General features: G+C 58.2%; 19 protein-coding genes, 1 tRNA gene and 1 pseudogene. 18 read left to right on the top strand and 3 right to left on the bottom strand.

Going from position 1 to position 19,704, the window contains the following annotated elements; all coding sequences use genetic code 11:
- Positions 1-162 precede the first annotated feature (162 nt).
- A complete protein-coding gene (locus HMPREF9241_RS01460) occupies positions 163-1,107 on the bottom strand; it encodes a DUF808 domain-containing protein (protein WP_006680504.1) in 945 nt (314 codons plus the stop codon).
- A gap of 244 nt (positions 1,108-1,351) precedes the next feature.
- Here HMPREF9241_RS01460 and HMPREF9241_RS01455 point away from each other — a divergent pair, with 244 nt between their 5' ends.
- The 13 genes and pseudogenes from HMPREF9241_RS01455 to HMPREF9241_RS01405 all read left to right on the top strand — a co-directional run bounded on the left by HMPREF9241_RS01455 (position 1,352) and on the right by HMPREF9241_RS01405 (position 13,710).
- Entirely contained in the window at positions 1,352-3,055 is a 1,704-nt protein-coding gene (locus tag HMPREF9241_RS01455; RefSeq protein WP_040318435.1) for a DUF7059 domain-containing protein, read from the top strand.
- A 114-nt stretch (positions 3,056-3,169) separates the two neighbouring features.
- Positions 3,170-5,899 (top strand): type I DNA topoisomerase, encoded by a 2,730-nt coding sequence (topA, locus tag HMPREF9241_RS01450; protein ID WP_006680502.1) that lies wholly within the window; start codon positions 3,170-3,172, stop codon positions 5,897-5,899.
- A gap of 137 nt (positions 5,900-6,036) precedes the next feature.
- Entirely contained in the window at positions 6,037-6,888 is an 852-nt protein-coding gene (tmk, locus tag HMPREF9241_RS01445; RefSeq protein ID WP_006680501.1) for a dTMP kinase, read from the top strand.
- Positions 6,888-8,159, top strand: coding sequence for a DNA polymerase III subunit delta' (locus tag HMPREF9241_RS01440; RefSeq protein ID WP_006680500.1), 1,272 nt, complete (start codon positions 6,888-6,890; stop codon positions 8,157-8,159). The genes tmk and HMPREF9241_RS01440 overlap by 1 nt, the downstream gene beginning before the upstream one ends.
- 48 nt (positions 8,160-8,207) lie before the next feature.
- Entirely contained in the window at positions 8,208-9,854 is a 1,647-nt protein-coding gene (locus HMPREF9241_RS01435) for an alpha/beta hydrolase (protein ID WP_006680499.1), read from the top strand.
- A 181-nt stretch (positions 9,855-10,035) separates the two neighbouring features.
- A tRNA-Thr gene (locus HMPREF9241_RS01430) sits at positions 10,036-10,108 on the top strand.
- 378 nt (positions 10,109-10,486) lie between these two features.
- Positions 10,487-10,735, top strand: a complete 249-nt coding sequence (locus HMPREF9241_RS01425; RefSeq protein ID WP_006680497.1) for a helix-turn-helix domain-containing protein — start codon at positions 10,487-10,489, stop codon at positions 10,733-10,735.
- Complete coding sequence (locus HMPREF9241_RS01420) at positions 10,722-11,018, top strand: hypothetical protein (RefSeq protein ID WP_006680496.1); 297 nt, start codon at positions 10,722-10,724, stop codon at positions 11,016-11,018. Before HMPREF9241_RS01425 ends, HMPREF9241_RS01420 begins: the two co-directional genes overlap by 14 nt.
- A 37-nt stretch (positions 11,019-11,055) precedes the next feature.
- Positions 11,056-11,274 carry a hypothetical protein gene (locus HMPREF9241_RS09210; RefSeq protein ID WP_131367597.1) on the top strand — a complete coding sequence of 73 codons (219 nt, stop codon included), beginning with the start codon at positions 11,056-11,058 and terminating at the stop codon, positions 11,272-11,274.
- Positions 11,271-11,555: a hypothetical protein gene (locus HMPREF9241_RS01415; protein ID WP_006680495.1), complete on the top strand. Its 285-nt coding sequence runs from the start codon at positions 11,271-11,273 to the stop codon at positions 11,553-11,555. The genes HMPREF9241_RS09210 and HMPREF9241_RS01415 overlap by 4 nt, the downstream gene beginning before the upstream one ends.
- Positions 11,552-11,743: pseudogene (locus HMPREF9241_RS09760) on the top strand (helix-turn-helix domain-containing protein); the annotation flags it as partial. The gene HMPREF9241_RS01415 and the pseudogene HMPREF9241_RS09760, both read left to right, overlap by 4 nt.
- 366 nt (positions 11,744-12,109) lie before the next feature.
- Entirely contained in the window at positions 12,110-12,646 is a 537-nt protein-coding gene (locus HMPREF9241_RS09590; RefSeq protein WP_243440751.1) for a hypothetical protein, read from the top strand.
- Positions 12,643-13,710, top strand: coding sequence for a MarR family transcriptional regulator (locus HMPREF9241_RS01405; protein WP_006680493.1), 1,068 nt, complete (start codon positions 12,643-12,645; stop codon positions 13,708-13,710). Before HMPREF9241_RS09590 ends, HMPREF9241_RS01405 begins: the two co-directional genes overlap by 4 nt.
- Before the next feature lie 68 nt (positions 13,711-13,778).
- Here HMPREF9241_RS01405 and HMPREF9241_RS01400 read toward each other — a convergent pair whose 3' ends face one another.
- Positions 13,779-14,051, bottom strand: a complete 273-nt coding sequence (locus HMPREF9241_RS01400; protein ID WP_006680492.1) for a hypothetical protein — start codon at positions 14,049-14,051, stop codon at positions 13,779-13,781.
- 16 nt (positions 14,052-14,067) lie between these two features.
- The gene (locus HMPREF9241_RS09205; RefSeq protein ID WP_006680491.1) at positions 14,068-15,174 is read right to left on the bottom strand and encodes a hypothetical protein; all 1,107 of its coding nucleotides are present in this window, start codon (positions 15,172-15,174) and stop codon (positions 14,068-14,070) included.
- Positions 15,175-15,234: 60 nt separating this feature from the next.
- On the opposite strand from HMPREF9241_RS09205, the gene HMPREF9241_RS01390 reads away from it, so the two are divergent.
- From HMPREF9241_RS01390 to HMPREF9241_RS01370, 5 genes are read left to right on the top strand one after another with little or no spacing between them, the layout of a single operon-like run.
- Entirely contained in the window at positions 15,235-15,801 is a 567-nt protein-coding gene (locus tag HMPREF9241_RS01390) for a DUF6668 family protein (protein ID WP_006680490.1), read from the top strand.
- Positions 15,801-16,115 (top strand): hypothetical protein, encoded by a 315-nt coding sequence (locus HMPREF9241_RS01385; protein WP_006680489.1) that lies wholly within the window; start codon positions 15,801-15,803, stop codon positions 16,113-16,115. The genes HMPREF9241_RS01390 and HMPREF9241_RS01385 overlap by 1 nt, the downstream gene beginning before the upstream one ends.
- On the top strand, positions 16,115-16,876 hold the full coding sequence (locus HMPREF9241_RS01380) for a DUF8175 domain-containg protein (RefSeq protein WP_006680488.1): 762 nt from the start codon (positions 16,115-16,117) through the stop codon (positions 16,874-16,876). Before HMPREF9241_RS01385 ends, HMPREF9241_RS01380 begins: the two co-directional genes overlap by 1 nt.
- A complete protein-coding gene (locus HMPREF9241_RS09350) occupies positions 16,877-18,130 on the top strand; it encodes a collagen-like triple helix repeat-containing protein (protein ID WP_006680487.1) in 1,254 nt (417 codons plus the stop codon).
- Complete coding sequence (locus HMPREF9241_RS01370) at positions 18,127-19,608, top strand: SCO6880 family protein (protein WP_131367596.1); 1,482 nt, start codon at positions 18,127-18,129, stop codon at positions 19,606-19,608. Before HMPREF9241_RS09350 ends, HMPREF9241_RS01370 begins: the two co-directional genes overlap by 4 nt.
- Positions 19,609-19,704 lie beyond the last annotated feature (96 nt).

Raw genomic sequence — 19,704 nt, 5'->3', positions numbered from 1 at the left:
GACGTGAGGTTTCAGCCATTGCCGGCTGGGAATAAAACGCGCGTTGGGTGCAACGGGTGTGGTTTCACGAGGCCGCGCCCGCCTGTCGTAGGTCTTGGCGCAATTGGTGCGCGAGCTCGCCTCTGCTGATGGAGGTGTTGCGTTGGGGCCTCGTCGATGCCCTTACTTGGTGTGGCGCACCCGCTTGATGACGCTGGAAAACCCGAGCCAAATGTAGGCCAGGACGATGCCCCAGATCATGCCGAAGATGCCGGATTGGACGGTTTCGGCGGTCCATGCGGCGGCGCCACCGAGGTGTTCGACGTAGGAGACGCCGTGCTCGACGATGTGATGGAGCACGGTGAAGCCGAGGGTATTGAGGGAGGAGATGACGATGTGTCCGCCGACCCAGAGCATAGCGATCGTGCCGACGATTCCGATGACGGTGAAGACCTTCGGCATGACGGAAACGAGGCCTCGTCCAAAGCTGGCAATGCCACCCTTCTTTTCTGCGAGGCGTAGACCAAGGTCATCCATTTTGACCAGGACGGCGACGATTCCGTAGACGAAGAAGGTCATGAAGAAGGCGACACCGACCATGATGCCAACTTTGATGAGGTTGGAGGTGGTGGTGACGCCGGCCAGCGAAATAAGCATAATTTCCGCGGAAAGAATCAGGTCAGTGCGAGTGGCGGAAGAAACGATGCCCATCTCAATTTCTTCAGGAGTAACGGAGGTCGCTGAGTCCTTGTGGTCAACGTGTTCGGGGTAGAGGTGGAGCTTGGCGAGAGCTTTTTCTCCGCCTTCGAAGCAGAGATACGAGCCACCGATAATGAGGATGACAGGCAGAAGCCAGGGGGCTAGCCAGGTGAGGATCAATGCGACCGGCAGGATGATGGCGAGCTTGTTAATAAGGGATGCGCGCGCGATCTTCTTGATGATCGGGATTTCACGACTCGGGTCAAGGCCAGCCACATACTGCGGGGTGATGGCGGTGTCGTCGATGACGACGCCAACGGCTTTCGACGATGCTTTTGCGGCGCCGACAGCAATGTCATCGAGGGATGATGCTGTTGCTTTCGCGAGCGTGGCAATGTCGTCGAGAAGTGCGATGAGTCCGCCGGCCATGTTTGTCCTTGAAGTAGACGGTGTGTACGTCTCATCATGCCAGCGTTGGGGTGCCTGCGTGTAGCGAGGACGGGTGGGAGTGGGTGCGCAGGGAGTTGGTGCGTGGTTGGGTTGAGTACGATCGCTTTCCGCTGGTCGTTGGTGATTCAGTGACGAGGCCGCGCTTGTGGATACAAGTTTGCGTGTTCACAGGGCGCGGTTTGTGCAATTCGATTTGTCCATGGTGGCAACTAGTGTTGGTGTCATGAACGAATCCGAAGTGGCTGTTGCCAATACGCCGATCGTTGATCCGGCACTGATCGCGTGTCTGCGCTCTGACTTTGATGATGCCGGCTGGTACGTCGATGCTCTGAAGCAGGTTGTGTCGCAACGTGCTCTTACGGCCTTGGGGCGTGAACAGCGTGTGCCTGCGTTGGTTGAACTGCGTGCTCAGACCGCTCCGATCTCTGTTTTGACCAGGCTCTTCATGTTGGGCGATACGGTGGCGGGACAGCAGCTGGATCAGGCACTTCCCACGTGTGGCGTCGCCGGTGCCGTGTCGCTGGGTCTTGTGCAACCCGTGGCCGACTCGAGCTCTCCGTCGCGCTACCGCGCGACGGTTGACCTGCGCCCCTACAGCGCTGTGATTCCCGACGTTATGGTCGGCGGTGGGTCAGATTCCGATTCGACTCGACAGCTGAATTGGTGGATTGCCTCAGATCTAACGTCAATGGTGACAGGCGGAGCTCTTCGCCCTGACCACGTGTTGGGTGTGGGTGGAGCATCCACCAGTCTGCTTGAGATGACGATCCGAAAACCCTTTACGTCTGCCCTCGATATGGGGTGTGGTTGCGGAATCCAGGCGATGCACTTGGCAACTCATTGTGAACGTGTTGTGGCGACTGACCTGTCAGAGCGCGCGTGCCAGTTCACACGCTTTAATGCGGCGTTGAATGACATGCAGATTGAGGTGCGTGCGGGTTCGCTTTTTGAACCCGTTGCTGGACAGACCTTTGATCTGATCGTGACGAACCCTCCCTTCGTTATTACTCCTGATGTTCTGCGCGGAGATGGCGACGATCTGCTGGAATATCGCGATGGCGGGATGAGTCGTGACGAACTAGTTCGCACCGTAATCCAGGCGGGCCCAGATTATCTGGTGCCCGGCGGGTATATGCAGATGATTGGGAACTGGGAGATCCCCGCGGATGTGGATCCCGATTCTGGGTGGTCAGATCGTCTGAAGCCGTGGTTCTCCGACCGGCCCGTGGACGCGTGGATTGTCCAGCGCGATGTCTTGGACTCCGCGCAGTACGTGGAAATGTGGCTTCAAGATGCTGATCCCCACGACGCGGATTCTGAAGCGGATGCTGAACTGGACATTGGCGAATCCGGAGCGATGGTCGGTGTCGAGGATCCTTTCGGCCTCGTAGATTCGAAGCGAGAAATCGCATACGCGAAATGGCTCGCCGACTTTGACAGCGCGAACGTCGGCGCAGTCGGCATGGGGTTTGTTGCCATGCGACGACTGGACGCGGACGAAGCGGGTGGCGCTCGCGGAATCCAGCACTTCGATCTTGAACTCACTGGGCGCAGGCCGTTAGGAGCAGATGTCGAGCGCACGTTGGATGCGTTGCGCCTTCCGGACGATCTTGGTGCGCTGACTCTGGTTCGTGCCGATGACGTGACTGAAGAACGCCACTTTGTTCCAGGTACCCCTGATCCGAACGTCATGATCATGCATCAGGGCAGTGGACTTGGACGATCCATCATGGTCGGTACCGCCGTGTCAGCGATTGTTGGGGCGTGCGACGGCGAACTAGAGGTCGGGCAGATCAGTGCGGCCGTGGCGATGCTCACTGACCGTGAAATCTCAGACGTTCGCGCGGAAGTCGACACTCCGCTTCGAGCCCTGATTCGGGCAGGAATGCTTGAAGTTGCGACGTGTAGCAAGCAGTCGACCGTCTAGTGGACTTTCGTTGACACCGAGTGGACAGTGCGCGAAATTTGCCGGGTCCGTTGTAAGGTCAGGCAAGCGCGACGATTTTCGTTGAATTCAAATTAGGCACCGAAAGGGTGAGTCATGGGAGCGTCAAAGCTGGTCATCGTGGAGTCTCCCGCGAAGGCTGCGACCATCGAGGGATACCTAGGTCCCGACTACCATGTGACCGCATCAATTGGGCACATTCGTGACTTGCCTCAGCCGAAGGAGCTTCCGACCGACATGAAGAAGGGCCCCTACGGCCGCTTCGCCGTCGATGTCGAGCACGGTTTTACCCCTTACTATGCGGTCAACCCGGACAAGAAGAAAAAGGTCACCGAACTCAGGCGTGCGCTGAAAGAAGCCGACGAACTCTTCCTGGCAACTGATGAGGACCGCGAAGGTGAAGCAATCGCATGGCACCTTCTGCAGGTGTTGAAACCGAAGGTGCCGGTTAAGCGTATGGTCTTCCACGAAATCACAAAGGAAGCGATTACTCGCGCGCTTGAGAACACTCGTGAGCTCGATACGGCGCTCGTCGATGCGCAGGAAACCCGTCGAATCCTTGACCGCCTGTACGGCTACGAGGTCTCGCCTCTGCTCTGGCGCAAGATCCGTCCTTCCCTGTCGGCTGGTCGCGTGCAGTCAGTGGCAACCCGTCTGGTCGTGGATCGTGAACGTGACCGTATTGCCCACATTCCTGCTGAATACTGGTCAATCCAGACCCGCATCGAAGCAGGCGACGCGTTCAACGCGAAGGTAACGCACGTTGATGGTCGATCCGTAGCAACAGGTTCCGACTTCAGCGAGAAGGGTGTTCTGAAGGACAAGTCGGAAAAGGCTGACGTCCTGCACCTGAACGAGGCACTCGCTCAAGATCTCGCCACCGCGTTGGAAGCATCCACGACGTCGGTTATTGATTCGGTCACGCAGAAGCCGTATCGTCGTCGTCCGGCAGCGCCGTTCACGACGTCCACACTGCAGCAGGAAGCCTCGCGAAAGCTGCACTGGAATGCCTCGTCGACAATGCGTACCGCTCAGTCTCTGTACGAGTCCGGTTACATCACCTACATGCGAACCGACTCGACTGTACTGTCCGGCCAAGCCATTGCCGCGGCTCGAGCGCAGGCCGCAGAACTTTACGGTGCCGCCTCTGTCCCCGAGAAGCCTCGCGTGTACGGCAAGGCTGCGAAGGGAGCACAGGAAGCTCACGAAGCTATCCGTCCCGCCGGCGATCACTTCCGTACCCCCGCACAGGTTGCAGGTCAGTTGAGCCGTCAGCAGTTGGCTCTCTATGACTTGATCTGGAAGCGTACGGTTGCCTCGCAGATGACCGACGCTGTCGGTTTTACCGCGACGATTCGTGTTGCTACCGACGTTGCCACATCCGATGGTGCGCACTCTGTTGTTTCTTCCGCCTCTGGCACGGTCATCACCGAGCCCGGCTTCCGTCAGGCCTACGAAGAAGGCCGTGACAAGGGTCGTTACGACGCTGAAAAGGACAGTGAAGCAGAAGCAACTCTGCCGAACGTCTCCGAAGGCGATAGTGCAAACGTCGTGGAAGCAATCGCTGAAAGACACGAGACTCAGCCTCCGGGTCGCTACACCGAAGCAACTCTGGTCAAGACTATGGAAGAGCGTGGCATCGGTCGTCCTTCCACGTATGCGGCAACGATCCAGACGATCGGTGACCGCGGATACATCACGCACCGCGGTCAGTACCTTGTGCCGACATGGTTGGCATTCTCGGTCATGCGTCTGCTGGAAGAGAGCCTGCCTGGATTGGTTGACTACGACTTCACCGCGTCTATGGAAACGGATCTTGACCGCATCGCTACCGGTGAAGAAAAGGGTGCTGACTTCCTCACCGGTTTTTACCTGGGTGAAAATGGCAAGGGCGATGAAGACGGCTTGAAGTATCAGGTCGAATCACTCGGCGACGATATCGATGCTCGCGCCGTGAACTCGCAGCCTGTCGGTGATGACGTGGTTGTTCGCGTGGGTCGCTATGGCCCGTACCTTGAAAAGGCTGATGGCACGCGCGCCAACCTGCCCGAAGACGTTGCTCCCGATGAGGTCAACGCCGAAAAGATCTCCGAACTGTTCGCTCTTGCTGCAGATGATGGTCGCGAGCTGGGTGTTGATCCGCAAACCGGTCACACACTGGTGGCAAAAAACGGCCGTTTCGGCCCTTACATCACCGAGATTCTTCCCGAACCGGAAGAAACAGAAGCCACGACTACGAGGGGACGCAAGAAGGCTGCACCGAAGCCTCGAACCGCATCGTTGTTTAAGAGCATGGACCTGTCGACGGTGACCCTTGAACAGGCTCTCCAACTGCTTTCGCTTCCGCGCGAGGTCGGTGTTGATCCGGAAACGCAGGAAGTGATTACCGCTCAGAACGGTCGCTATGGTCCGTACCTGAAGAAGGGGAGCGACTCGCGCACGCTGGCGTCGGAAGAACAGTTGCTCACGATCACGGTGGACGAGGCTCTTGCGATCTACGCTCAGCCGAAAGTTCGCGGTCGAGGCGCTGCAAAGCCACCGCTTCGCGAGTTCGGTGAAGACCCGGTGTCCGGTAAGAAGGTCACGGTGAAGGACGGTCGTTTCGGTCCGTACGTGACAGACGGAGAAACGAACGTGACGGTGCCTCGTGCAGAAAGCGTCGAAGACCTGACCGAAGAACGTGCCTTCATGCTACTTGCCGATAAGCGTGCAAAGGGGCCGGCTCCGAAGCGAGGTCGTGCGACCGCGAAGAAGTCGAGCACAAAGAAGACCACGACACGTAAGACAACAACAAAGAAAACTGCTGCAAAGAAGACAACGAAGTAGTGGTCGACCGGTGCGCATCGGCAGGAACTGAACACCGGGGCCTGCAGTGACGTGCATGCGACGAACACATGTCTTCGTTCCAAAACAGGGCAGGTCATGCGACGATTGAAAGCATGACGGTAGACGGGAGTATGGGGATGAGCGCTGAGGGTGTGTTTATCACCTTCGAAGGTGGCGACGGAGCTGGAAAATCAACGCAGATCCAGCGCGTTCGTGACTGGTTTATCGAGCGTGGTCGTACCGTCAAGGTCACCCGTGAGCCCGGCGGTACCGAGCTTGGCGTTCAGATCCGTCAGATGGTTCAAAACGGTCCCGAAGACATCGATCCTCAGACCGAAGCCCTACTGTATGCAGCGGATCGCGCCTACCACGTTGCTACCCTGATCCGTCCAGCTCTTGCAGCCGGTGAGGTCGTATTGGCTGATCGCTATATCGATTCGTCACTCGCATACCAAGGGGCCGCTCGATCGCTTGGTGTTGACGAAATTCGTTCCCTGTCCATGTGGGCAACCCAGAGCCTAGATCCGACCCTGACCTTCCTGCTCGACCTGCCTCCAGAAGTGGGAGCCCGTCGTCGCACGGATGCCCCCGACCGCATGGAACGCGAATCCACGGACTTCCATGAGCGCGTCCGCCACGAATACCTGCGTTTGGCCGATGCTGAACCTGAACGCATTATCGTGATCGACGGCGTTGGCACGCCCGACGAAGTCTTTTCCGAAATCCGTGGTGTCCTTGAAGAACGCTTCGGCTCTGGCGTTGTTCAACACGTGGATGATGAAACCGCCGTCGATCAACCTTCTCGACCGGTCGACAAATCTGCCGAACCGTTGACTACGGATAACGCGAAGGTGGCGTCGCACTCGGCGCCGAAAGCCAAGACAAAGTCCGGCGCTCAGTCTTCGAAGTCATCCAAGAAGAAGTCAATGCTTGGAATCCTTGCAGGACAGGTGCCCCTGTGGCCATCCGCAGAAGAAGATAAAGCCTAATGGCGCTCCGTGGAGCACACGTCTGGGATGAACTCGTCGGCCAAGAAGCCGCCGTCGAGATCCTTCGAGGTGCTGCGCTAGGTGCGCGTGGCCTCGTCGATGGGGGATATGCGCACGCGTCTGTTGATCCCTCCCAGGCGGATCGCACTTCAGCCGACCCCTCCGATGACGATATCGATTCGGCCGGCGATGACGCTTCTCGCGCGATGAGCCACGCGTGGCTGATTACCGGACCGCCCGGTTCGGGTCGTTCGGTTGCTGCCAGGGCATTCGCGGCAGCCCTCCAATGCACCGAAGCCGACATGGGTGCAGGACACTGCCCAGGTTGCATAACAACGATGAACGGATCGAATGCTGACGTGCACCTTGTGGCCACAGAAGCCAGCGTCATTTCTGTCGATACCGCGCGTTCTCTGGTTCTCCACGCTCAGTCAGCACCCTCGCAGGGACGTTGGCGCGTCATCATCGTTGAAGATGCGGATCGTCTGACTGAAGCCGGCGCGAACGCGCTACTGAAAGCCATTGAAGAACCGCCCGCTCGCACCGTCTGGCTCCTCTGTTCTCCCAGCCCAGAAGACATGATTACGACGATTCGTTCGCGTTGCCGTCACCTTGGGCTCCGTATTCCATCCGTGGAAGCGGTCGCTGACCTGCTTGTCAGGGAAGGCGTGGCAGACCGGCAGAGCGCGATCAGCGCCGCCCGCACCGCCCAGTCGCATATCGGGTTGGCGAGGGCGCTGGCGAAAGACCCTGAAATGCGTGAGCGCCGTCGTCAGATTATGACCGCACCGGTTCGCGTTCGCTCCGTGGGAGAAGCAGTTTTCGCTGCCGAAGGTCTTTTGAAGACAGCGCAGGCGCAAGCTGATGCGCAGACTCTTGAACGAAACGCGCGCGAGAAAGCAGCTTTGCTTCGCCAGCTCGGCATGGACGAATCCGAGCGACCTGACCGTCAGCAAAGAGTGATGCTCAAACAACTGGAAGACGACCAGAAGCGTCGTTCCAAGCGCGCTCTGACCGATGCGTTAGATCGTGCGCTCGTTGATTTGCTCGCGATCTATCGCGATGTGCTGATGGTGCAGTTGGGGACCGGTCAACAGTTGGTGAATGCTGATCTTGAAGATTTGGTTTACGAACTGGCGTCCGATTCGACGCCTCGTCAGACAATGGGTCGCGTTGCCGCAATTGAAGAAGCCCGCAAGCGCCTTGTGTCGAACGGACAGGCACTTCTTGTGCTCGAAGCGATGGCAGTATCGCTTCGTCCCCAGGCTTAACGTCAGCCCAAGCACTCACTCCGACGAGGACTCCCATATCCTTGTCCTATGATTGTGAAGTCGAAGCGTCGAATAGCGATTGTTGCGATTGTTGGCGTCGTTGTCTTGGCGTTGCCGTTCATCGTGAACGCGGCAATGCTCCTGATTAACAGCTTCCGCTATTCCGAGAGCTCCATCCGCCCCTCCGAACCGAACGCCGTTTCGGGCACATCGGTCGATGATTTCTATCGTCAGACAATCAACTGGGGCGATTGCTCGACACAACAGATTTCCGACGGTTCGTCGGTGCCTCCTTCCGATCCGCAGAACTATCAGTGCGCAACGCTGTACGCGCCACTGGACTGGGACGAGCCCTCGGGCGAGCAAATTACGCTGTCGATCGCAGTGCATCGCAGTCGGGTCGAGGATGCTCCGGCGCTTTTCTACAATCTTGGTGGTCCGGGTGGCGCTGCCGTGTCGTCACTGGTCGGCCAAGTAAACGACGGTTTGGGCGATGCGGTTGTGAAGACTTATGACATCGTTGCTCTGGATCCTCGTGGCGTTGGCGCCTCGTCCCCCGCGATCTGTATGACGGATGCCCAGCGTGATGCCTACGCGACGGATGGCACGCTGGGCGATGGTGGGACTGCTGGCGAAGGTGTCTCCGGTCGCACTATGGATCCTGCTGAGATCATCGCGCACGCCGAAAAGCTGAGCGCCAGGATCGCCGATGGTTGCCAGCAACTGTCCGGGAACGTCTACAAGCACATCGATACGGTGTCCGTGGCGAAGGATTTCGACATGGCTCGTGCAATTCTTGGTCAAGAGAAGCTGAACTACCTTGGGTATTCCTACGGCACGTTCGTTGGCGCGCTCTACGCCGATATGTTCGCTGACAAGGTGGGGCGTTTCGTTCTTGATGGTGCGATTGATCCAGCGATGGATATCAACCAGGTGTCGGATCTTCAGATGGAAGGTTTTGAAGCGTCCGCGCGCCATTGGCTTGAAGAATGTGTTGCGGGGAAGGATTGCCCGTTCAGCGGAAGCGTTAATGACGCGGTCGCTGATCTTGTGGCCTTTCTTGATGCTGTCGCGGATCAGCCACTTGAGACTTCGGATCCTGACCGTCCGTTGACGCGTAATTTGGCGTTGACGGGAATTATTACGGGCTTGTATTCGTCCGATTCGTATTCTGTCCTCACCGAGGCGGTGCGCCAGGCGGTACAGGATAGCGACGGTTCGCAGTTGCTGTATATCGCGGACTTGTCCAGTGAGCGCCAGGATGATGGTACGTTCGCGTCGAATTCGATGGATGCGTTGATCGCGGTGAATAACGCTGATTATGAGCCGGTTGGCACCCCGGAAGAGTGGGCGCAGGCCGCTGAGAAACTGGCTGATACACTCCCGGTCTTCGGCGCGGATGCGGGGTATGCGTCGGCCGGTCTGAGTGCGTGGCCGACTGATCATGCGGCTCGCCAGCCGGTGAGTGCGAAGGGTGCCGCGCCGATTGTCGTGGTGGGGACGACGCATGATCCTGCGACTCCGTATGTGATGGCGCAGAACTTGGCGTCTCAGTTGGAGTCCGGTGTGCTGGTCTCGGTTGAAGGCTGGTCGCACACCGCCTATTCGAAGAAGGCCAGTACGTGCGTGGTGGATGCAGTCGAAGGCTACTTGGTCGACGGGAGAGTTCCGGCCAACGGTTTGAGTTGTTCGTGACCGCCTCCTGATTCACGAGGCCGATCGGCTCCGCCCCCGGGTGGGATGGTCGTCGGATTGCGGGCGGCCTCGCATGTGAGGAATATCCAAACGGTTAATCTGGGTAGTCATTTGCGGCAAACCCGTGGCGCACACTATGGTTATACCGTTGTCCGAACGCCCCTGTGGGGATTGCGGACAGGCCACCTTAGCTCAGTCGGCAGAGCGATTCACTCGTAATGAATAGGTCGTGGGTTCGATTCCCACAGGTGGCTCTGAGTTGCCCCCGCGAGAGCGGGGGTTTTCGCGTTTCCGGGGACGAATGGAGCCGGTATCCAGCTTCCATCTACTCCCCTTGTTGGCATTAGGTCGTTAGGTGTTAGCCCGTAGTTAGTGGCAATCGTAAGTAATTCTTCGGCAGACCACTTTGCGTACCCATGCAGTCTGCGCGAAATATTTTGACCAGTTACGCCCAGAAGTTGCCCCAAGTCACTCCGCGTTTCGCTGTGCAGGAACATGTACTGAGCAACAGTCATGCCAATTGCTCTGTCAAAATCGATTACATCGTCTGCCATGCTTCCAGTGTATCAAGTGAACGAAATATGCGCAAGTAAAACATTGACAATCATCTACACGGTTTGTAAGTTGTGCATATGTACGAAAAACGCACATCTGCATTGAAATGGGATGATCTGCTCACTGGTCGTGAAGCGGCTGCACTTTTGCCTCACACGAGTTATTCGCGCCTAATGCGCTGGGCGCGCGAACGCAAAGTGCCCTATATAGAAGATCCGGGCGGGCGACGCTTTTTTGAGCGGGCAGACATTGAGAAGCTAATGACGCGCGTTCCCGTCCGCAATGAGGCCGTTCTGTCTGGCGGTGGGTTTGATGATGCCGAATAAACCAAGCCGGGAGTCATACGAGAGCCTTATCGCTTCGTTGCGCGATGCGGTGCGGGAAACCGAGGATACGGCCAGCGCGATTAGTAAGTTGTATGACCTCGTATGGGCTATCAAAGACGAGAAAGCCCTCCGCGAGATTCAAGCGCTGGCCGGTCGTATGTGCACTGCGGGCGCAAGCATTATGGAGTACTCAACGCGTATTGATTTGGCGATAAGTCTTGACACAGGCGTTATTGCAAGCGGTGAGGCCGTTCTGTCTGGTGGTGGGTCTGGTGAGTGCTGAGGCTGTTCAGTGGGCTTGGCGGGTTGAGTGTCGTCGGTTGAGTGACAAGTTGGTTTTGCTTCGGTTGGCGTGGAAGGCGGATGGCGATGGTGCTGTTCGTGTTGATCCGGCGTTGGTGTCGGGTGTGACGGGTTTGAGCTTGTCTCGTGTGGAAGCGTCTATTTCTTCTTTAGAGCGTTCGGGTCTTATTGAGGCTCGGCGGTGGTCTGATTCGGGCTGCTGGTCAGCCCGCTTGCTGTTAGGCGGCGCGTTGTGAGTTTGGAAGCGATTGAGTGGGCGTTTGGTTTAACCGACGGTATTGATGTGCTCGAAAAGATGGTCTTGTTGTCTTTGGCTGATGATGCTGGCGAGGACGGCTGGATGTTGTTGCGCTCGCTTGAGCGTCCAGCTCGCCGGTCGCGTTCAAGTGTTGATGATGTGAAAGGTGCTTTGGTCCATCTTCGTGAGCTTGGGCTTATCAAGATGGATGGCTCGGATATTGAAGCGGAGCGCTTTCCCACGTTGTGTCAGGTGATGGTGGGGAGTGATGGGCTGTGAGTTTCAGGGCTGTTGCGTGGGCGTTTGATCGGATTAAGGGTCTTGGGCAGGGCGAGAAACTGGTGTTGTTGGCGTTGGCGGAGTTCGCTAACGACGAGGATGAGACGTGGCGTTCGCGTGAGGAGATTGCTCAGCGTGCGGAGTGTTCTTTGCGGAGTGTGGCGTCGCATTTAAAGACGCTGGATGAGTGTGGGCTCATTTCACGTGTTCCGCGTTATTCGTGGTGCGGGGATCAGTCGGGTGCGTGTGCGGATAAGTCCGCGCATAAGCACCGGTCGGGCACGACGTATCGTCTGCATTTGGAGGTGGAGGGTAACTTCGCTGAGTCTGCTGAGTCCACAGATGCAAATCTTGCACATGTGGACTTTTCGGCGGAATGTAGCGGTTGTGGCCACACATGCAAATCTTGCACATGTGGAGACGATAGGGGTTCCACAGATGCAAATTCGGGTAGTCCACAGATGCAACAGGTTGCACCCATATGTACATATAACCCCCAAATAAACCACCAAACCAAACCTAACCAAACCGAACCTACACACGAGGAAGCGCCTGTGGGGTGCGAGGGTGAGTTTTTTGGTTCGGTTGGGTCTGGTGTGGAAGTCGAGATTGATTCGCCGTTGGGGGTGGCGGATGCGGAGTTGATCGCGGAGTGCCTGCCACCGCCCTTGAGGGTGCTGGATGCTACGGGCGCTGTTGCGGTCACGCGGGTGTTGCGTGAGTGCGTGGACGCGGGTTGGCAACCGGCCCAGATTCGCCAGGTGATGGATCAGGCTTTGCCGCCCAATGTTGGTCGTTTGCCGGCCTTGGTGTGTTACAGGCTTCGGGCGAATGTGCTCAAGGGCCAGCCCCCGGCGCGTAGTGCGGATGAGGATCCGCGTGTGCGTCGTGAGCGTGAGCGCCAGGCGGAGCGCGCGCGTCAAGAGCGCATTGAGGCTCTTGCGGCTCAGGTTGAGCCTGGGGATGTTGATCCGTTGTGGGATCAGGCGTGGAGCCAGGTTGTGTCTGAGAACCCGGAGGCGTCTCGCGTGGAGCAGTTGCATTTGGCGCAGGAGCGTCACGCTGTCTTGCTGGGTGGTGAGTCGGCGTGAGTGTGTCGTGGCCGGTGTGGGCGCGTGGCGTGAAGGGTTTAACCCCGTCGCAGTCGCTGGTGTTGTTTGAGCTTGCCCGTTTGGCTGATGCTCGGGGCGTGGTGATTTGCGCGGTTGAGCACCTGGTGGAGGCTACGGGCGTGGCGCGCCGTAGCGTGTTTCGCGCGTTAGCTGGGTTGGAGGAGCGCGGCGTGCTTTCTCGAAAGATGCGCTATCGGGGCGGTAAGCAGGCTTCGTCAAGGTTTGTTTTGCATTGGGTGACTACTCGTAGCCAAGCGATTGTCAGTAATGATGTTCGCGAGGCTGGGGTAGTAGTTGAGTCGGGCGCTCAGGCGTGCGAGAGCACTGTGGCTTTGCGTATTTCGGATAATGAGGGTTTGCGCAGGACTCTTGAGCAGGCCGCGTCTGAGGGTTGGCGTGGGGCTGCGGCTCAGTGTTTGGCGGCGACGTTGCACCAGGTGGGTGCGCGCCAGTTTTCTAGCGCGATTTCAAGGGGTATGCAGTTTTCGGGCATGTCGTATTCCGAAGCGGCGTGTGACACGTATGGGATCGCGTGGGAGGTGGCGATAACGTGCACTGAGCAGCTTGTTGAGGCTTTGAGCCCGTGGGCGGTGTGGACAACGATTGTGAACCGGCGTTGTTTTGCTCGTGATGATGCTCGTGGCGTGGAGGAGCTGGTGGAGCCAGCGATGATGCCTGAGATGGGTTTGCGTCCTGGTATGGGCCAGGAGGGTGAGGTGTGGGTGTCGGTCGATGATTTTTCCGGCCCGCTTGCTCGACTGGTTGAGGCCTTGATCGATGCGGGTATGAGTGAGACCTTGGCGTGGGCGGGCACGCTTCGCGTGGCTGAACTGGCGGTGAATGATGCGTCAAGGCGGCACCGGGCAGCTGGTGTTGATCCGCGTTTATCTGATCTTGGTGTGAGCCCGGATGCGGGCAGGGCGTGGATGACGATGTTAGTTGGCTCTCGCCGTGGCGTGAAGGGTAGTATTTTGGATGCTGATGATGAATCATTAGCGTTAGCGGCTCGCGAGGTGGTTGAGGCTCTTACCCCCGCAGCCTAGTTAATGTGATGCACGCCACTATAGGGAGTGTGGGCAGAGTGCCAAATTGGCACTCTGCTTTTTGGTTTTTATAGGGGTTTGAATTCGTCGTTGATTTGTTGGATGACTTCTTCGTAGTTGGTGTCTCGTCCTACTTCGACCGTGTTTGTGGCGACGGTGATGAGGATGCGGTAGAAGATTCTGTTTTCGTTTGGGTCAAAGCCGTATTGGTAGGCCAGTTGTGTTCCCACGGTTTGAGCTGTGGCGTAGTCGTGGGCGATGAAGTATCTACTTCCGGCCTGGTCGGGGGTTGTGCCCTCGAAAGTGACGATGTATTCGTTGTGGTGTTCGAGTTGTTGCATGTGTTGGTTTCTCCGGTTAGTAGATGGTGATGGTGCCCGAGTTTGCTAGGCCGTCGCAGCTGGTGGTCCACGATTGTGTGCCAAGTGGGATGCCACTAACGGTGGCGTATGCGGTTCCGGGGATTGAGGTGCTTGCCGCCCCACCTGTTCCGCCGATGCTGATGCTGCATGTGGCGTAGCCGCTGCCCGAAAGACTGATTGAGAAGTGCGCGGCCCCTCCACCACTGGTGTTTACCGAGGTGTTCATCGATGTCACTCCAGCAGGAGCCGGAGCAGGTGCTGGGGCTGGGGCTGGTGCTGGAGCCGGCGTGGGTGCAGGTTCTGGCGAGGGTGCTGGAGTGGGTTCTGGTTCGGGTGCTGGTGCTGGTTCTGGTTCCGGCGTGGGTGCAGGTTCTGGCGAGGGTGCTGATTGCGGTTGGGTCTCAGACTGGGGTGTGGGTTTGTCGGTTTCTTGAGTCGAAACCGGCGCGCTTGGCTGCCCGGTTGGTTCGCTGGGTTTTCCGCCACCTGGTTGTAGCATGCGCACACTGAATATGACCGCTAGCGTCATGAGGATGATGAGTGTGGCCACGATGAGCTTTAACCGTTTGATTCGGGCCGGCTTATCCGTGCTGTCACCTGGGTTGTGCGTTGCAGGTTCTGCTTTTTCCTGAGGCGTTTTTCTGTTAATGCCTTGAGGCTCTGGGTCAATAGTTTCTTCTACTCTTTGTGGCTCTGGTGGCCTTTGGGGTGGAAGGGTGGCTTGTTTGTGCAGGGTTTGGGGCAGGGGCTGAGTGTGGTCTAGTTCGTCGCGGGCAAGGTTGCTGGCAACTCCGGCATTGCTGGCATTGCTGGCGTTGTCGGCATTGCTGGCGTTGTCGGTGGTGGGGGTTTCCGCGTTGTCGGTGTGGTGGGTGTCTATGTCTCCGTTTGGGTGGATGCTCATGTGGTAGGTGCCGTCTGGACCGCTAGCGGTCACGGGGAGGGTGCGCCCGTAGTGTTTGGCGATGGAGGCAGCGACGTTCATGGCTTGCCTCTGTGCGTCTTGCCCTGGTGGTAGTTGGGCTTGGGTGATGCCGGCGCTGGCGATGGTGATGGTGCCGTCAGTGTTTTGGGTAATGGTGATGGGTGGCCAGGCGGTCATTTCTCGTCCTTGTTTTGGGTGTGTGCGCACGTTCTACGTAGTACGTAGAAGGGAGCGCACATGAGTGAAGCAAATCCGTGGGCTAGCCCGCCTGTCATGCCTGTGCAGTCGCCCGCGCCGGAAAGGCCGGTGCGGGCGCGGGTGTGGAAGCCGGGTGCACAGGTGTCGATGACGGGCGGGTTGCCGATTGTTTCGGCTCAGGGCCAGGAGTGTCCGCTGTGGGTGGTTGCTGCTCATGGTGGGGCTGGGGCCACGTCGTGGGCGAGGCTTCTTGGCGCTGGCGATGCTGGCGTGGGTTGGCCTGATCCGAGTGGGTTTACTCGCGCGGTGGTGGTTGCTCGCAATAGTTTTGTGGGGCTTCGGGCCGCGCAGTCGGCCGCTATCCAGTGGGCTTCTGGCCAGGTAGAGCGCGTGGAGTTGGCGGGCTTGGTGTTGTCTGCGGACGCGCCGGGCAGGCCAGTTAAAGAGCTGGTGGAGCTACGTAAGCGGATAGAGGGGGCGTTTCCGCGCGTGTGGCTGGTGTCGTTCCAGGCCGCGTGGCGCGCCCAACTGGCGTGGGAGGCCCCTGTTTCGCGTGAGGTTCGCAAGGTTTTGAAAGATTTGTCTGTGATTGGAAAGGAAGTCTGATGACGGTTTTTTCTAGGGGTACTGCCCTGATTGGTGCGGGTAAGGCACGCTTGGTAGCTGGCTTGGCTGGTTTGGAGCTCAACCCGGTTCCTGTGGCTCCCCCTGGCGTGGTGGATAAGGTGTCGACGGTGTTGAACTGGCTGATGTGGATTGCCGGGGCAACGGTGATTGTGGGCTTCATTATTGGTGGCATTATGCTCGCGGTTTCTAATGAGCGTGGCATGGGTAATGAGAACGTGCGCCGTATCGGGTTTGTGATTATGGGCGCGGTCGTGATCGCAGCGGCTGCGGCTTTAGCGAAAGCACTGCTGTGATGGCGGAGGAAGAAAAGGCTGTTAATAGTCTGGTTCGCCCAGGGTTTATTGTTTCTGCCTTGCTGCTTGTCGCTTTGATTGTGGGGTTGGCGTTCTTATTGTTTACCCGCGAGAACGCTCGCGAGGCCGGCGCTGATAAGCCTGTTGAAGTCTCATCTACTAGGCAGGAAAGTGGGGGCCAGGCCCAGTCTGGCCTGGTCGAGGACGCGGGGCTACCTGAGTCTGATTCAGTGTGCGGGCTTGTCGCCCATGACCAGGTGGTTCCATCTCAGGCCTTGCCGTCTGTGCCGATCGATGTTGGTGATCGTATTCAGGTGCCACATGTTGACGGGTATGGGCCGGGCGTGACGGAGGGCGTTTCGCATTGTTTTGCGCACACCCCGTCTGGAGCGATTCTTGCATCGGCTAACTTCGTCACGTGGTTTTCATCGAAGGAACGCCTCGATGAGGTGGTGCCTACGCTCATGGCTACAGGGCCTAACCGGGATCGGTTGGAGTCTCAGATTAAGAGTCAGTGGCAGGGCGAGACTGGTTCGCCTGTGATGATTCACGGGTTTAAGTATGAAGATCGCGGCCCTGATAACGCGATGGTGGTTCTCGCTGTTTCACCCGTGGCCTCTCCCGACAAGATGATGGGGTTCCCGGTGGTGCTGATGTGGCAGGGCGGGGATTGGAAGGTGGAGGCTCCGTCTACTGATTCGTGGGGTGAGCGGATTATTGATTCGCTGCCTTTAGAGGGGTTCGTGGAGTGGGGCGCGTAAATGTGTCATTTCTGGGAATTGTCGTGCAAAATTAGCGAGGCCGCGACTGAGGCGAGTGAGAACATTATTGCCCAGTGGGCGTTCAACATCATTCAGGACGTGTCGGCCACGTTGCTGAAAGTCGGCACGGTATGGCTAGGCGTTGGCACGCCTAGCCTGACTGGAGCCGATTCTGCGGTTGGTTTCATCCATTCCACCACTCGTCTCCTCGTACTGGCTTTAGCTATCGGCTCGTTTATGGTCGCTGGTATTCACTTGGCCCTTTCTAAGCGCGGCGAGGGTGCGATGAACGTCTTGCACGCCCTGTTAGCTCTCGCTTTGGTTTCCAGTGTTTCTGTTGGCGCAGGCCAGCTACTGGTGGAGGCCTCAGATGAGTTTTCCACGTGGGTTATTGGCTTGGTTATAGATGGTGATGCAGGACAGTTTGGCGTCAAGATTCTCAACGTCACTGGTATTAACGGTGGCCTGGGGCTAACGATTTTGATCGTGGGCGGCTTGGGTGCACTGGTGGCAAACCTGGTGCAGATTGGCCTGATGTTTATCCGCTCATCGATGCTGATTTTGCTGGTTGGGATCATGCCTGTGGCGGCGGGAGCGTTTTCTACCAAGTGGGGTAGGGCATGGCTGAGCAAGATCATCGCCTGGTTTTTCGCGTTCTTAATGTTCAAACCGGCCGCGTCAATCATTTACGCGGTGGCAATCAAGCTGGTGCAGGGCGAGTCGTGGTCTATTGCTGATGGTGATGAGCTTACTCGTTTCATTACCGGGGTAATCATGATGATTTTGGCGGTACTGTCGTTGCCCGCACTGATTACTTTCATGGTTCCAGCCACTGAAGCGCTCAGTAGTGGCGGTTCTGGCGCTGGTGCTGGTGCGGGCGCGGTTCTAGCTACTGGCGCGATGACGGTCGCCAGGGGCGCGGGTGCGGCCGCTAGTGGTGGCGCTACCGAAGTAGCAGGCGCTGCCCTTGGCGCAGCCCAATCAGCTCACGGGGCAATCAATAGCGTAGCTTCGGGTGGTTCGCCTGGCGGCGGCGAGAATAGTTCGCCTGGTGTTTCAGGGCCGGCGGGAGCTTCTGGGTCTAACGGTCAAGACGGCGCTACAGGACCGTCTGGAGCTAGTGGCCAGACGGGTGCTAGCGGGCAAGATGCGGTGCCTAGCGCGGGCGGGCAGGCCCCATCGGGTGCGAGTGACGCAGCAGATGCTGGTGGCTCTTCTGGCGGGCCTAATGGTGGGCAGGAGGCTCAGTGGTGAGTGATGAGGCGGTAAAGGTTCGCACGTACGGCAACTGGCGGGTTCCACGTCGCGCAGGGCTTGGCAAGCTCGGTTTTGGTGAGTCGTTGATTGTTTTGCTTGGCCTGGCCGTGGTGTCGGTGGTGGCCATGTCCAAAGGCGTGATGGTGGCAGCCCTTGTCGCCGTGGCGTGGGCAGGCGGAGTGTTGCTTGTGATTACGCGCGACGTGCACGGAGTGTCGGTTTTAGAAAGGATGAGGCAAAAGATGCGTTTTCGGCGGGCGGCGCGTAGGAAGTCGAACATTCATGCTTCTGGTGGTCTTGCGGTTGATCCAACGCAGGGTAAGTGCCACCTACCTGGAATGTTGTACGGCTCGCGTCTGAGTGAGCATAAGGACTCTTATGAGCGTCCCTATGGTTTGGTTGAGCATGGGGATGGCACGCTCAGCGTGGTCATGTCTGTCTCACCTGAGGGGGGCGGTTTGACCGATCAGGACACGGTGGATCACCAGGTGGCATTGTGGGGCATGTGGCTTGGTGATTTGGGCGGGCAAATGGGCGTGGCTCAGGCCAGCGTGTGTGTGGAGACGATTCCTGATAGTGGGGATCGGCTTCGCCGCGAGGTGGGTGCTCGCATGAGCGATCAGGCCCCGCTGGTAGCCCGCCAGATTCTGACCCGTGTGGTCGATGATTATGGGCAGGGTGCGGCGAGGGTGCGCGCGTGGATTACGCTCACGTTTGACCCGTCTAAGATGGGCGCTTCGGCTAAGAAACGTCCGCAAGTTGTTTCACGTATTTCTTCGGACTTGCCGGGTCTTACTCAAACGCTGATGGGCACAGGCGCGGGCGGGGTGCATCTTTTGACCGCGCGTGAGGTGTGTCAGCTCACGCGCGTGGCGTTTGATCCGGCGAGTGAAGCCTTGTTTGAGCAGGCAGCTAATGCTGGTGAGGACGTTGCTTTGACGTGGGAGGATGCCGGGCCTATGAGAGCTGTGGCCCAGTGGGATCATTACCGGCACGATTCGGGTCTTTCACGCACGTGGGTGATGTCGAGGCCTGCGCGCGGGTATGTCCAATCTGGCGTGCTACGCAAGATTTTAGAGCCGTCTCGTGACGTGCAGCGCAAGCGCGTCACTATTGTGTACCGGCCTTTGGATGCGGCCAAGGCTCCAGGGGCGGCGGATGCGGATGTGAACCGCGCGGCCGCGCGGGTGGAGAACACGCCTCGGCCTACCGCTACTGCGCGTAGGGAGCTTCGCGCAGCACAGCAGGTGGCTGATGAGGAAGCGTCGGGCGCGGGCTTGTTGGATTTCGCGCTGATTATTAGCGCCACAACGAGTGCCGATGAGCTTGATGATACTTCTAGCGCGGTCCAGGCGTTGGCCGCTTCGTCACGTCTTTTGGTGCGCCCGGCTTATGGCGCGCAGGATAGCGCGTTCGCACTCGGCCTACCTTTAGGGCTTCGCCCGGCTTCGCAGGCATTGTCTGGAGGCTGGTAGGCGTGGCTTTTGTAACTGACCTGGTATCAGCCCTTTTCACCAGCTCTACCACTACTAGCAGTAGGGGCAAGCCTGGTTCTGGCACGGTAGCTAATC

This window comes from Schaalia turicensis ACS-279-V-Col4 (genome assembly GCF_000296505.1).
GTDB classification, from domain to species: domain Bacteria; phylum Actinomycetota; class Actinomycetes; order Actinomycetales; family Actinomycetaceae; genus Pauljensenia; species Pauljensenia turicensis_A.
This window is presented reverse-complemented; position numbering and strand designations above follow the sequence as displayed.